A 14,381-nucleotide genomic window follows, 5' to 3' on the forward strand; every position below is an offset into this window, starting at 1 on the left:
CACCCAAGCGTCTCGTACATATGTTCGATAGATTGTCGGGTATGGGCTGGGGAAGCGGCCCGCCGAGCTGGGCGGAAATGGAGCGAGTGCTCGATGGTAAGCCTCGTCACACCCGTGGTGTGTCGGCTGATCGCGAGCCCACGGAGCCGCGGCCCGAGCGCCCGCCGCCGCGCGGCCCGACGGTTCCCTATGCCGAGTTGCACGCGCACTCGGCGTACAGCTTCTTGGACGGGGCCAGCACCCCGCAGGAGCTGGTCGTCGAGGCCGCCCGGCTGGGCCTGCGGGCGATCGCGCTGACCGACCACAACGGGTTATACGGGGTGGTGCGGTTCGCCGAGGCGGCCGCGGAGCTCGCCGCCGCGGGGCAGGAGATCGCCACCGTTTACGGCGCCGAGCTGTCGCTGGGGCCGGGCGCGCGCACCGACGACCCGGACCCGCCCGGCCCGCACCTGCTGGTGCTGGCCCGCGGCCCGGAGGGCTACCGGCGGTTGTCGCGGCAGATCGCCGCCGCGCACCTGGCCGGCGAGAAGGACAGGCCGCGTTTCGATCTGGACGTGCTGACCGAGGCGGCCGACGGGCACTGGCACATCCTGACCGGATGCCGCAAGGGCCACGTCCGCCAGGCGCTGGCCGCCGGCGGGCCGGATGCCGCGGCCACGGCGCTGGCCGACCTGGTGGACCGGTTCGGGGCCGCGCGGGTCAGCGTCGAGCTGACCCGGCACGGCGATCCTTACGACGACGAGCACAATGCGGCGCTGGCCGCGCTGGCGCCCCGGTTCGGGGTCTCGGTGGTGGCCACCACCGCTGCGCATTTCGCCGGGCCGTCGCGGGCGCGACTGGCGATGGCGATGGGGGCGATCCGCGCCCGACAGTCCCTGGATGCCGCCGCCGGCCGGCTGGCCCCGCTGGGCGGTTCGCATCTGCGTTCCGGCGCCGAGATGGCCCGGTTGTTCGCCGCGCACCCGTCGGCGGTGCCGGCGGCGGCCGAGCTCGGCGAACGATGCGCGTTTCCGCTGGCGCTGATCGCCCCGCGGCTGCCGCCGTTTGCCGTCCCGGACGGACACACCGAGGACAGCTGGCTGCGGCGGCTGGCCCTGGCCGGCGCCGAACAGCGCTACGGCCCGCCCTCGGGTGCCCCGCGTGCTTACGCTCAGATCGAGCGTGAACTGGAAGTCATTGCGCAGCTGGGCTTTCCGGGCTACTTCCTGGTGGTGCACGACATCACCCGGTTCTGCCGGGACAGCGACATCCTGTGCCAGGGCCGGGGGTCGGCGGCGAACTCCGCGGTCTGCTACGCCCTCGGCGTCACCGCGGTCGACCCGGTGGCCAATGAGCTGCTGTTCGAGCGGTTCTTATCCCCGGCCCGCGACGGCCCACCCGACATCGATATCGACATCGAGTCGGATCGGCGCGAAGAGGTGATCCAGTACGTCTACGACAAATACGGCCGCGACCACGCCGCCCAGGTCGCCAACGTCATCACCTACCGGGGCCGCAGCGCCGTGCGGGACATGGCCCGCGCGCTGGGTTACTCGCCGGGGCAGCAGGACGCCTGGAGTAAGCAGCTGGGCCGCTGGGGCTCATTGCACCGCGCCGAAGACGCTGATATCCAAGGTATTCCCGGCCCGGTGATCGACCTGGCCACCCAGATCGCCGACCTGCCACGGCATCTGGGCATCCACTCCGGCGGCATGGTGATCTGTGACCGCCCGATCGCCGACGTGTGCCCGGTGGAATGGGCGCGGATGCCCGGCCGCAGTGTGCTGCAGTGGGACAAAGACGACTGTGCGGCCATCGGTTTGGTGAAGTTCGATCTGCTGGGGCTGGGCATGCTCTCGGCGCTGCACTACGCGATCGACCTGGTTGCCGAGCACAAGGGCATCGAGGTGGACCTGGCCGCGATCGATCTGTCCGAACCGGCGGTGTATGAGATGTTGGCCCGCGCCGACTCGGTGGGGGTGTTCCAGGTGGAGTCGCGCGCGCAGATGGCCACCCTGCCGCGGCTGCGCCCGCGGGTGTTCTACGACCTGGTGGTGCAAGTGGCGCTGATCCGCCCCGGGCCGATCCAGGGCGGGTCGGTACACCCCTACATTCGCCGCCGCAACGGCGTCGACCCGGTGACCTACGAGCATCCGTGTATGGAGCGTGCGCTGCGGAAAACCCTGGGAATTCCGTTGTTTCAAGAGCAGCTGATGACGCTGGCGGTGGACTGCGCCGGTTTCACCGCGGGGGAGGCCGACCAGTTGCGGCGCGCGATGGGATCCAAGCGGTCACCGGAGCGGATGCGCCGGCTGCGAGACCGGTTCTATGACGGCATGGCGCAGTGCCACGGCATCACCGGTGCGGTGGCGATGAGGATCTACGAGAAGCTGGAAGCCTTCGCCAACTACGGGTTCCCGGAGAGCCACGCGATGAGCTTCGCGTCGCTGGTGTTCTACTCGTCCTGGTTCAAGCTGCATCACCCGGCAGCGTTCTGCGCCGCCCTGCTGCGGGCGCAACCGATGGGCTTCTATTCGCCGCAGTCGCTGGTCGCCGACGCCCGTCGGCACGGGGTCGTCGTGCACGGCCCGGACGTCAACGCCAGCCTGGCGCACGCCACGCTGGAGGAGGCCGGCCTGCAGGTACGGCTCGGGTTGGGGGCCGTCCGCGGTATCGGTGTCGACCTGGCTGAGCGGCTGGTGGCCGATCGTGCGGCCCATGGCCCGTTCGCGTCGATGCTGGATCTGACTGCTCGGGTGCAACTTTCGACGCCGCAGGCCGAAGCGTTGGCGACCGCCGGGGCGTTCGGCGGATTCGGCATGTCGCGCCGCGAGGCGCTGTGGGCGGCCGGCTCGGCAGCGGGACAACGGCCGGACCGGTTGCCCGGGGTGGGAGTGTCCGGCTGCGATGGGCACACTCCGGAACTGCCCGGCATGAGCGAGATCGAGCTGTCGGCCGCCGACGTATGGGCCACCGGGGTCTCGCCGGACAGCTTCCCGACCCAGTTCCTGCGCGCCGACCTCGACGCGATCGGAGTCATCCCGGCCACCCGGCTGGCAGGCGTCCCCGACGGCACCCGGGTGCTGGTGGCCGGCGCGGTGACGCACCGGCAGCGGCCGTCGACCGCGCGCGGGGTGACGTTTGTCAACCTCGAGGACGAGACCGGGATGGTCAACGTGTTGTGCACGCCGGGGGTGTGGACGCGGCATCGCCGGCTGGCGCAGACCGCCACGGCACTGCTGATCCGCGGGCGGGTGCAGAACGCCAGCGGGGCGATCACCGTGCTGGCCGAGCGACTGGGCGCCCTCGAGTTGGCGGTGGGGTCGCGCTCTCGGGACTTCCGGTGACGCCGGGCTGTCCCGCGCCGGCCGATTAGGCTCTGCAGAGTATGCATGCGGTCGGTCGAATCAGCGGAATTTGGCGCTACCCGGTGAAATCCATGGGCGGACAGCGCGTCAGCACCGCCGGGGTCGGCAAACTGGGCCTCCACGCGGACCGGACGTGGGCGGTCCGCGACCTGGAGAAGAATGCGACCACCAGCGCCAAGCGCCTGGCGGGGCTGTTGTTGTGCACAGCGCGGTATGCGCTGCCGCCGCCACCGGAAGCCGGCCCCGGCCACGCGCCGGAGGTGCTTATCGGATTCCCCGACGGCAGCGAGATCTCCAGTTCCGATCCGGAAGTCCACGCCGCGCTGTCGTCGTACCTCGACCGAGACGTCGAACTGCGGCCGCTGCCACCGATCGAGGATCGCGATCAGTATCGCGGGCAGATGGCCAGCGCGGCCGATCTGCACAACTACTTCGGTCTCGACGCCGGCGAACCACTCCCGGATCTGTCGATGTTTCCGGTCAAGAAACTCGCCGAGCTGAGCCGCTACATCACCCCGGTCGGCAGCTATGTCGATGCCTATCCGGTGCACGTGATCACCGAGCAGACCCTGCGCACGATGACCGGGCTGACCCCGGGTTCCGACTTCGACGTTCGGCGCTTTCGCCCCACGATCTTGGTGGACGCGGCTAGCACTTCCGGGACTTCCGACCATCCGGAGACCGACTGGTGCGGAGGCACATTGCACGCGCCGCTGGCCGCCCTCAAACCACTGCTGCCCACCGTCCGCTGCGTGATGCCGTCGCACGCCCAGCCGGAGTTGCGCCGCGACCGGCAGATCACCCGCAGCATCGCCGCCCACACCAATCACTGCCTCGGCGTCTACGGAACGGTTATCCGAAGCGGGGAACTCCGCGAGGGCGATCCGCTTGATTTCGTCCCGTCAGATCGTTCGATCCTTGCCGCCACCGCTGGAGCGGGCGCCATGCGGGTCAAACGCCTGCTGATGAAGGCCGGTACCACGGCGATCACGCGCGGTCTGAAACTCCAGCAGAATTAGCAGCTAGCCTGCACAGATGAACCTCAACTTGTCCGCGGACGAAGTCCTGACCACCACCCGATCCGTCCGCAAGCGACTGGACCTCGACAAACCGGTTCCGCGCGAGGTGCTGATGGAATGCCTGGAGATCGCCCTGCAGGCACCCACCGGCTCGAACGCCCAGGGCTGGCAGTGGATGTTCGTCACCGACCCGGTCCGCAAGCAGGCGATCGCCGATATCTATCGCGCCAACGCCCTGCCTTACCTGGACCGGATGAAGCCCGACTACGGCGAGGGTGATGTGCGCGGCGAGCGGATGGAATTCGTCAGTGACTCGGCCAGGTACCTGATGGAGAACATGCAGGACGTGCCGGTGCTGATGATCCCGTGCCTGGAGGGCCGGGTGGAGAACGCGCCGCTGGGGCTCAGCGCGTCATTCTGGGCGTCGCTGTTCCCGGCCGCGTGGAGCTACTGCCTGGCGTTGCGCAACCGCGGGCTGGGCTCCTGCTGGACGACGCTGCACCTGCTCGAGGACGGCGAGAAGCAGGCCGCCGACGTTCTCGGCATCCCGCACGACAAGTACAGCCAGGGCGGGTTGTTTCCGATCGCCTACACCAAGGGCACCGACTTCAAACCGGCCAAGCGGCTACCGGCCGAGCAGGTGGCGCACTGGGACACGTGGTGATCGCACGCCGTTCGCCTCACACCCCGCCGGGGAAGCCGTGCTGGCGCCACGCCTCATAGGCCGCGACCGCGGCGGCATTGGACAGGTTCAACGAGCGCCGGCCGGCCAGCATCGGGATACGCACCTGCCCGGTGATGTGCGGGTCGGCCAGCGTCGCCGCGTCCAGCCCGTCGGGCTCCGGGCCGAACATCAGCACATCACCGGCCCGGTAGCACACGTCGGCGAACGAGGTGTCGGCGTGCGAGGTGAAGGCGAACACCCGTGCCGGCATCAGCGCCGCCCAGGCGTCGGGTAACGACGCGTGCACGGTGACCGCCGCCAGGTCGTGATAGTCCAGCCCGGCGCGGCGCAGTTTGGGTTCGGACAGATCGAAGCCCAGCGGCTCCACCAGATGCAGCTCCGCGCCGGTGGCCGCCACCATCCGGATCGCGTTGCCGGTATTGGGCGGGATGCGCGGTGAGTGGAACAACACTTTGAACACAACTGATGGTGGCACGTCAGCGTGGCAAACCGGATACGTCGGCGCGTCCGTCTCCAGGTCTAGCGACCGCTCACGAATACGGCCCGTAGTAGTCCCGGCACGGGGTGAAGACGTTCACCCAGCCCTGACCGCCGGGGCACCACCGCTGCACATCATGGGGCCGGTTGCCCTCCGGCATCAGCCGGCACTCGTTGACACCGGGCAGGATGCAGTCCTGCCCGTAGCCCGGTTCGGCCCGCGCCGGGGCCGTGAGGCCCAGCAGTCCCGCGCCGGCCGCAGCGACCACCGCCAGCACAATCCGACTCAGCCGTGTCATGCCCCGATTGTCCATCAGCTCACCGACACGTCGTCGACAACGCTGTTCGGGGCAGTGGAGCAGCACCACCAGCCGGCGGCGTTCGCGGGACACGGAACCGTCTCGGGAGCTGTGCCTTTTCGGTTAAGGCTATGGTGATGGCACACGCAGACTGTCATACTCGTCGAATTGCCGACTGAAGTCGGCCCAGATCAAGGCGCGGTCTCACGCCGCTGTCGGTTCAGCGGGTGCGATGTGCCGGAAGCTTGCGATGAATGAAGGCGCAAACGGTGAATTTCAGCCGAGCGGTCGGCGAACCGGCCGCCGAGCAGTGACGCTCTTCGACCACCCGGACGAGGTGGATCCCGCCCTCGACGGCCTGGCCGACCGTGAGAACGAATCCGCTGCAGCGGCGGTGAAACGTCCGTCGCGGTGGTCGGTGCGCAACTGGCCGGTGCGATGGAAGGTGCTGGCGATCGCGCTGCTGCCGATGCTGCTGGCCGGTGTCTTCGGCGGGCTGCGTATCTCCGGTGCGCTGTCGGAGGCCAACCGGCTGCGGCTGGTCGCCGACCGCGCCGAGATGATCCCGGCGATCACCAATTACATGTCGGCGCTGGGCGACGCGCTGGTGGCAGCCTCCTCCGACGGCGACGCCGAGGGCGCCCGGAAGAACTTCGAGAACCGGATGTACGAACTCCAGTCGCGGCTGTCGCACACCGACGTCGCGACCGACGTTCGCTCCGGGGTGGGCACGCTCATCGAGCGGGGCCAGGGCCTGCTGGACGCGGTGTCGACCGCCGGTTTGGGGCTGCGCGAGGAGGTGACCGGCTACGCGCCGATCCTGCTGACCGCCGAGGACGCCATCAACGGCTCGGTTCGGCTGGACAGTGAACGGATCCGGGCGCAGACCGAGGGCCTGAGCCGCGCCGTCGGCGCCCGCGGTCAGATGATGATGCAGGAACTGTTGGTCAACCGGGGCGGCGAGGTTCCCGACCCGGAACTGCGCAGCTCGATGATGACGCTGGCCGGCACCGAGCCCTCCACGCTGTTCGGGATGACCGAGGTACTCGGTGTCGACTCCCCGGACGCCAAGGCCCTGCAGCAGCAGCTGGTGACCCGGATGGCGATCATGTCCGATCCGGAACAGGTGCTGCCCAACAACCCGGTGCTGCGGGACTCGATCCGCACCACCGACCAGATCGCCGCACGGCTGATCGCCGAGAACACCGGGGCGGTGACCAGGGCGGTGGAGGAGCGCGCCGCCGATCGCCGCGCCGCCGCCATCCGTGACATCGCACTGGTGCTGGCCGCGACCATCGCCACGCTGCTGGCGGTGTGGCTGGTAGCGCGCTCGCTGGTGCGGCCGCTGCGCACGCTGCGAAACAGCGCGCTGCGGGTCGCCCACTCCGACCTCGAACACGAGATCGCGCGGGTGCGTGCCGGTGACGAACGCGAACCCGCCCCGTTGCCGGTCTACACCACCGAGGAAGTCGGTCAGGTCGCCCACGCCGTCGACGAGCTGCACGCGCAGGCGCTGCTGTTGGCCGGTGACGAGGCCCGGCTGCGCCGGCTGGTCAACGAGATGTTCGAGACGATGTCGCGGCGTAACCGGTCCCTGGTCGACCAGCAGTTGGCGCTCATCGACCGGTTGGAGCGCAACGAGGACGACCCGGACCGGCTGGAGAGTCTGTTCCGGCTGGACCACCTCGCCGCGCGGATGCGGCGCAACGGCGCGAACCTGTTGGTGCTGGCGGGGGCGCGGGTGCCGCACGAGCGGGGACGGGCGACCCCGCTGGCGACGCTGATCAGTGCCGCCGCCTCGGAGGTGGAGGGTTATCAGCGGGTGCGGACCGTGTTGGTGCCCGACGTCACGGTGATCGGCGCCGCGGCGGCCGACTGTGTGCACCTGCTCGCGGAGTTGATCGACAATGCGCTGCGTTATTCGGCGCCCACCGAGCCGGTGCGGGTGGTCGCCGGACTCGAGAACGACGGCGGAGTGGTGGTCGAGGTCGTCGACGTCGGTTTGGGCATGACCGACTCCGATCTGCGGATGGCCAACATGCGGCTGGCGGCCGGCGGCGAGTTCAGCCCGGAGAACGCCCGCCACATGGGTCTGTTCGTGATCTCCCGGCTGGCCCACCGGCACGGGATCGAGGTCCGGTTGTTCCCCGCGTCGCAGGGGTCGCGCGGTATCACCGCCGAGGTGTACCTGCCGCCGCACCTGCTGAGCTACCGGGAGACCGAGGAGCCGGCTCCGCCGCCGTACCACGCCGGCCCGAGCCACCCCGAGGCGTACGAGCACTACCAGCCCGACGAGCCCCAGCTCTCTGAGACGTATGAGCCCGCCGGGGCGCATGAGCGGTACGAGGCGCACGAGCCGTACGAGGACTCGCCGGAGTCCGGTCCCGGTCCCGTCGTTTCGCTGCTGCCGCGACGCACCCCGGGGTCCAGTGGCATCACCGGGATGCCCGCCGGGTCGCCGGTGCGGCCACCGGCCGAGGACGAGGCCGGCCGGGAGCGCCGCGAACTGCCGCAACCCTGGTGGGAGGCCGACGAGCAGGCCGCAGACCGACTTCGGGAACCGGCCGAGGACGCTTTCGCCGAACCCGAGCCGGTGATCGAAAAGTCTTCTCCGGCAGACACTTCGGCATACTTCGGCGCGCGGGCCCGGGTTCGCGGCGCCACCGGGGACGCCGGCCGCAACACCGGCAGCGACACCGACACGATCTATCAACGGATGCTTTCGGAGTCGCTGGGCAACGATCCCTACGAGCCGGGTCTGCGCGCCGACCTGGACTGGCAGTCGGTGTGGGATCGTGGCTGGTCGGTGGCCGCCGAGGTGGAGAACATGCCGGTCGCCGCCCACACCGAGCACGGCCTGCCGGTCCGCGAACCCGGCGCCCGGCTGGTGCCCGGCTCGGCCGAAGCCGAGCCGCCGCCGGCGGGTTCGGGCCCTCCGGCGCAGCGGCTGGACGACACCGGCGAACCGGTAGCATCCAACGGCGGGCCGGCCCGCGAGGCGCCGGAACGGGATCCCGCGGCGATCCGCTCCTCGATCAGCAGCCACTTCGGCGGGGTGCGCGCCGCGAGATCGCACGCCCGGGAAAGCAACTTCGAACACGACTTCGAAAACGACTTGGACACCGACCAGGGACAGAACCAGCAATGACTTTTCCCAGCGATCACAGTGACCAGCGGCGCGCTCCCGAAGGCTCGCTGGACTGGCTGGTGACCAACTTCGCCCGCGACGTTCCCGGGGTGTCGCACGCGGTCTTGGTGTCGGTCGACGGACTGACGGTCGCGGCCAGCGAGCACCTGCCCAAGGAACGCGCCGATCAGCTGGCCGCTGTGGCGTCGGGATTGGCCAGCCTGGCCACCGGGGCGGCGCAGTTGTTCGAGGGTGGCCGGGTGCTGCAGTCGGTGGTGGAGATGGAGCACGGTTACCTGCTGCTGATGCGGGTCGGCGACGGCTCGCACCTGGCGACATTGGCGAGCGCCTCCTGCGACATCGGCCAGGTCGGCTACGAGATGGCGGTCCTGGTGGAGCGGGTCGGCGCGGTGGTGCAGTCGGCGCGCCGGTCCGCGGCGCCGTCGCCGGGCGGCCGGTCGTGAGGGTCCGGTGAGGGACCTGCCCGGCTCGCCGGAGGTCCACCAGGCCCCGGAAACCGAGGCCAGCCTGGTGCGCCCGTACACGCTGACCGCGGGCCGCACCCACACCGAGGTCAACCTGCCGCTGGAGGCCCCGGTGCAGACGGTGCGCCCGGCGCAACCCAACCAGTGGCCGGCCGGTGATCCGCGCGGCCGTATCGTCGAACTGTGTCAGACCGGCCCGTCGGTTGCCGAGATCGCTGCTCGGCTGGACCTGCCGGTGGGTGTGGCACGGGTTCTGGTGGGGGATCTGGTCACGTCGGGATACCTTCGGGTGCGTCGCACGCTGAGCGAGGCTTCCACCCGGGACGAACGACGAGAACTGATAGGAAGGACGCTTCGTGGCCTACGAGCGCTCGGCTAGTCCGATCCGCCCAAGGGAGTCAGCGTCGACGAAGATCGTCATCGCCGGGGGGTTCGGGGTCGGCAAGACCACATTCGTCGGCACGGTCTCGGAGATCATGCCGCTGCGCACCGAGGCACTGGTCACCGACGCCTCGGCGGCCGTCGACACGCTCGACGCCACCCCGGAGAAGCGGACCACCACGGTGGCGATGGACTTCGGCCGCATCACCTTGGCCGACGACCTGGTGCTGTACCTGTTCGGCACGCCGGGGCAGCGCCGGTTCTGGTTCATGTGGGACGACCTGGTTCGCGGCGCCATCGGCGCGATCATCCTGGCCGACTGCCGGCGGTTGCAGGACAGCTTCGCCGCCGTCGACTTCTTCGAGCACCGCAACCTGCCGTTCCTGATCGCGATCAACGAGTTCGACGGCGCCCCGCGCTATCCGGTCGCCGCGGTGCGCAAAGCACTGGCGTTGCCCGATCACATCCCGGTGATCACCGTCGATGCGCGCGACCAACGGTCCGCCCGCGATGCGCTCATCGCGATCAGCGAATACGCGCTGTCGGCGCTGGCGCCCGCCCAGGGCTGAGCGGGTGCCGCCCGGGGTGAAACCGGCTCAGCGCTTGAGCCGGATCTTCCACCACACCACCACGGCGTAGCAGACCGACAGCACTGCCAGCATCGCCATGTCGAGCAGCCAGATGCCCCGGGTGTGGTCCCACAGCCGGTCCTTGGGAATCTGCGGGGCGTTCATCAAGGTGTTGAAGTCGACGGTCGACCCGCCGGCCGCGTACCCCCAGCGCGCCGGCGTCAGCCAGGACATCTGGTCGAGACCGGTCCGGCCGCCGACCGGGATCATGCCGCTGGACAGCACCAGCTGCGACATGATCGACACCACCAGCATCGGCATGATCTGCTCGTTGGACTGGGCGAACGCCGACAGCGCCAAGCCGAGAATCGCCGAGGCCACGCAGGTGCCGGCCACCCCGAGGAACAGCTCGAAGTTCACGTTGCCGAACAGCACCGCGTCGCGCGCCGGGCCGCCCTTGCCCAGCACCACGATGGTGGTGGCGATCGCGGCTTGGACGGTGGCGAACACGCAGAACACCGCGACCTTGGCGAGCAGGTAGGCGACCGTCGACAGTCCGACGGCCTGCTCTCTTCGGAAGATCGGGCGTTCGCCGATCAGGTCGCGGATGGTCAGCGCGGTACCCATGAACACGGCGCCGATATTGAGCAGCACCATGATGTATCGCGGTTCGGTGGGGGCATCGGGCCCGGGTATGCCCAGCCCGTGGTCGCCCTCGACGGTCAACGACAAGATCCCGACGATGAACGGCAGCAAGGCCAGAAATATCGAGTAGCCACGGTCGGAGACGATCAGCCGGACCTGGCGGCGCGCGATCGTCGACAGTTGTTTGAGCAGACTGGTGGCCGCCGGTTTGCCGAGGTCGGCGGGGGGTGTCTCGGCCAGCGCCACCGAGGACCGCTGGCCCCCTTCGCGCTCCAGAAAGCGCCGGTTGGCTTCGTCGGGATCGGCGCCCACGTTGGCGAAGATGTCGGCCCAGTTGCGGGTTCCCAGGGCGGTGTCCACCTGGTCGGGCGGGCCGATGAATGCCGTCTTGCCGCCGGGGGCCAACAGCAGGATCTGGTCGCAGACATCGAGGTAGGCCACCGAGTGGGTGACCACCAGCACCACGCGTCCGGCGTCGGCGAGACCGCGCAGCATCAGCATGACCTGACGGTCCAGTGCCGGGTCCAGACCTGACGTCGGTTCGTCGAGCAGCAACAGCGACGGCCCGGTCAGCAGCTCCAACGCCACCGAGGCGCGTTTGCGCTGGCCGCCGGAGAGCTTGTCCACCCGGGTCTCGGCGTGCTTGGTCATCTCGAGTTCCTCGAGTACCTCCGCGACGGCCTGATCGCGATCGGCCTGGCTGCTGTCGGGCGGCAGCCGTAGCTCGGCGGCGTAGCCCAGCGCCTGGTTCACCGTCAACTGGCGGTGCACCACATCGTCCTGCGGGACCATCCCGACCCGGCTGCGCAGCGAGGCGTAGTCGGCGTGGATGTTGTGGCCCTCGAACAGCACGGAGCCGGAGCTGGGCCGGGTGTAGCCGGCGATCAGCCGGGCCAGCGTGGTCTTGCCGGCGCCGGAGCCGCCGATGATCGCGGTCAATGTGCCCGGCCGGGCGGTCAGCGAGATGTTGTTGAGCAGCCGCTTGCCGCCCTCGACGTCGAAGCAGACGTCCCGAACTTCGAGCCCGCCACTGCCCGTCGCGGTCTCGGTGCGGCGTACCAGGCTGCCGCCGTGGAATTCCAGGTCGACGTTGCCGATCGTGACCAGGTCGCCCTCGGTGAGGATCGCCGAGCCGATCCGGACACCGTTGACGAACGTGCCGTTGATGCTTCGGCTGTCGCGGATCTCGGTGCCCAGCGGAGTCGGGATCAGCATGGCGTGGTGCCGGGAGGCCAGCACATCGGAGATGACGATGTCGTTGTCGGTGGCGCGCCCGATGGTCAACGCCCCGGCGGGCGCATCCGGCGGCGAGGCGGATCCGGGCCGCAGGATGTCGATCATCCGGGTGGCGAGGTTGCCGACCTCCGGTGGCTTCGCGGCCACCGGGGCCATCCGGGTGGACGGTTGCCGCGGTGGCAACGGCTCGGCGGGCGCGGGTGGCGCGAAACTCTGGCGCAGGGCCGCGTCGCCGGATGGACCGGCCCCCGGGTATGCCGGTTGCCGGTGGGTCAGCGGCGGGGGCTGATACGGCGGCGGGCCGGGCCGCAGCGGCTGCTGGATGCCGGGGTGTCCGGCCGAGCGCGGATCCGGGTAGTGCGCCGGTTCGGGGGGCACCGGCGCGGCGGGCCGGCCCGGGGGTTGCTGCGGCGGCCGGCCCGGGCGTGCGATTCCTGGCTGGCCCGGCTGCGGCACCTGGATCGAGACGGTCTGCGGCGGCCTGCCGGCCTGGCCCTGGTGCCGCCCGACCTCGAAGGACAGTCGCGGGCCGTCCGGGTTGCCCAGGTTGACACACTGGCCGTCGCGGATGTCGACCATCGGCACCCGCTGGCCGTTGACGTAAATGCCGTTCAGCGAGCCGTTGTCGATTCCGAGCCATCTGCCCTGCTCGAAGCGCAGCAGCAGGTGCGCGCGGGAGACCAGTGGATGCGGGATACGGATGTCGGCGCGCAGGTCACGCCCGATGACCACGTCGTGGCCTGCGGAGAATGTGCCTTGCGACCCGTCATAGCGCACGGTCAGCACCGGCGGAGCAGGGTGACTCATCGGATCAACTGTATCGGGCGGACAGAAGTGACCGCCGGTCCGCGCGCCGCGAGTCGGCGCGGATCCTCAGCGCAGGACGTCCGGGGCGCCGGTGACAACGCAGTGGGTGCGCTCATAGATCGTGGGCATGCACTGGTTGCAGTGGATGCATTCCGACACCGTCGCCGGCTCGGCCGCGATCCGGTTGACCAGGTCCGGTTCGGCCAGCAGCGCCCGGGCCATCGCGACGAACTCGAAGCCCTCGGCCATCGCCTGATCCATGGTCTCTCGGTTGGTGATGCCCCCCAACAGGATCAGCGGCAGCGACAGCTCGGCGCGGAACAGCCGGGCGTCGTCCAGCAGATAGGCGTCGTGGTACGGGTACTCGCGCAGGAACTTGTTGCCCGTCATCCGCATGCCCCAGCGCAACGGGGGCGGGAAGACGTTCGCGAACTCCTTGACCGGGGCATGCCCGCGGAACAGGTACATCGGGTTGACCAGCGAGCTGCCGGCGGTCAGCTCGAGGGCGTCCAGGCCGCCGTCGTCCTGCAGCCACTTGGCGGTGGTCAGCGACTCGTCCAGGCTGATGCCGCCGCGCACCCCGTCGGACATGTTGAGCTTCGCCGTCACGGCGATCTGGCCGGCGCCGTCCTTCTCGACGGCCTGGCGGACCGCCTGCACGATTCCGCGGGCCACCTTGGCCCGGTTGCCCAGCGAGCCGCCGAACTCGTCGGAGCGGCGGTTGATCAGCGGCGACAGGAACGAGCTGGCCAGATAGTTGTGACCGAGGTGGATCTCGACGGCGTCGAAGCCGGCGTCGACGGCGCAGCGGGCGGCGTCGGCGTGCTGGGCGATGACTGCGTCGATGTCGTCGCGGGTGGCCTTCTTGGCGAACCTCATGCCGATCGGGTTGAAGAACCGTACCGGCGCCAGCGCGCGGGCCTTGTTGGAGCGGGCGTCGGCGACCGGGCCGGCGTGGCCGATCTGCGCGCTGACCGCCGCACCCTCGGCGTGTACGGCCTCGGTGAGCCGGCGCAGCCCGGGCAGGGCCTCCGGGCGCATCCACAGTCCGTCGTCGGAGGTGCGGCCGCCGCGGGAGACCGCGCAGTAGGCGACGGTGGTCATGCCCACCCCGCCGGCGGCCGGCAGCCGGTGGTAGGTGATCAGGTCGTCGGAGACCAGCGCGTCGGGGGTGCGGTTCTCGAAGGTGGCGGCCTTGATGACCCGATTGCGCAGCGTGATCGGGCCGAGCTTGGCCGGACTGAAGACGTCGGGAGCAGCAGGCATTCCCGGAGCTTAACCCCGACGGTGACGTCGGATCCGGC

The 14,381-nt window shown here is 69.9% G+C and carries 11 protein-coding genes; 7 read left to right on the forward strand and 4 right to left on the reverse strand.

Annotated elements, in window-relative coordinates:
- The first annotated feature begins 41 nt into the window (after positions 1-41).
- The 3 genes from G6N19_RS14230 to G6N19_RS14240 are packed head-to-tail and all read left to right on the forward strand — an operon-like array spanning position 42 to position 5,030.
- Positions 42-3,326: an error-prone DNA polymerase gene (locus tag G6N19_RS14230; protein ID WP_013830134.1), complete on the forward strand. Its 3,285-nt coding sequence runs from the start codon at positions 42-44 to the stop codon at positions 3,324-3,326.
- 41 nt (positions 3,327-3,367) lie between these two features.
- Positions 3,368-4,366: an MOSC domain-containing protein gene (locus G6N19_RS14235; protein WP_193465162.1), complete on the forward strand. Its 999-nt coding sequence runs from the start codon at positions 3,368-3,370 to the stop codon at positions 4,364-4,366.
- Between the two features lie 16 nt (positions 4,367-4,382).
- Positions 4,383-5,030, forward strand: coding sequence for a nitroreductase family protein (locus G6N19_RS14240; protein WP_013830132.1), 648 nt, complete (start codon positions 4,383-4,385; stop codon positions 5,028-5,030).
- A 16-nt stretch (positions 5,031-5,046) separates the two neighbouring features.
- Here the strand turns inward: G6N19_RS14240 and G6N19_RS14245 are convergent, their stop codons facing one another.
- Together G6N19_RS14245 and G6N19_RS14250 are read right to left on the reverse strand one after the other, a co-directional pair.
- Entirely contained in the window at positions 5,047-5,511 is a 465-nt protein-coding gene (locus G6N19_RS14245) for a tRNA (cytidine(34)-2'-O)-methyltransferase (protein ID WP_013830131.1), read from the reverse strand.
- A 70-nt stretch (positions 5,512-5,581) separates the two neighbouring features.
- Positions 5,582-5,827, reverse strand: coding sequence for a hypothetical protein (locus tag G6N19_RS14250; protein WP_133054432.1), 246 nt, complete (start codon positions 5,825-5,827; stop codon positions 5,582-5,584).
- Between the two features lie 310 nt (positions 5,828-6,137).
- Here G6N19_RS14250 and G6N19_RS14255 point away from each other — a divergent pair, with 310 nt between their 5' ends.
- Genes G6N19_RS14255 through G6N19_RS14270 form a run of 4 tightly spaced genes read left to right on the forward strand, consistent with a single transcriptional unit; the run spans position 6,138 to position 10,389 of the window.
- Positions 6,138-8,975: an ATP-binding protein gene (locus G6N19_RS14255; RefSeq protein WP_013830129.1), complete on the forward strand. Its 2,838-nt coding sequence runs from the start codon at positions 6,138-6,140 to the stop codon at positions 8,973-8,975.
- Entirely contained in the window at positions 8,972-9,418 is a 447-nt protein-coding gene (locus G6N19_RS14260) for a roadblock/LC7 domain-containing protein (RefSeq protein WP_013830128.1), read from the forward strand. Before G6N19_RS14255 ends, G6N19_RS14260 begins: the two co-directional genes overlap by 4 nt.
- Positions 9,419-9,425: 7 nt before the next feature.
- The gene (locus G6N19_RS14265; protein ID WP_013830127.1) at positions 9,426-9,818 is read left to right on the forward strand and encodes a DUF742 domain-containing protein; all 393 of its coding nucleotides are present in this window, start codon (positions 9,426-9,428) and stop codon (positions 9,816-9,818) included.
- Positions 9,819-9,822: 4 nt separating this feature from the next.
- Positions 9,823-10,389 (forward strand): GTP-binding protein, encoded by a 567-nt coding sequence (locus G6N19_RS14270; protein ID WP_041320130.1) that lies wholly within the window; start codon positions 9,823-9,825, stop codon positions 10,387-10,389.
- A 27-nt stretch (positions 10,390-10,416) separates the two neighbouring features.
- Here G6N19_RS14270 and G6N19_RS14275 read toward each other — a convergent pair whose 3' ends face one another.
- Positions 10,417-13,077 (reverse strand): ATP-binding cassette domain-containing protein, encoded by a 2,661-nt coding sequence (locus G6N19_RS14275; RefSeq protein ID WP_041318573.1) that lies wholly within the window; start codon positions 13,075-13,077, stop codon positions 10,417-10,419.
- 66 nt (positions 13,078-13,143) lie between these two features.
- Complete coding sequence (locus G6N19_RS14280; RefSeq protein ID WP_013830124.1) at positions 13,144-14,343, reverse strand: NADH:flavin oxidoreductase; 1,200 nt, start codon at positions 14,341-14,343, stop codon at positions 13,144-13,146.
- Positions 14,344-14,381: the final 38 nt, after the last annotated feature.

It is taken from the genome of Mycobacterium novum (assembly GCF_010726505.1).
Taxonomy (GTDB): domain Bacteria; phylum Actinomycetota; class Actinomycetes; order Mycobacteriales; family Mycobacteriaceae; genus Mycobacterium; species Mycobacterium algericum.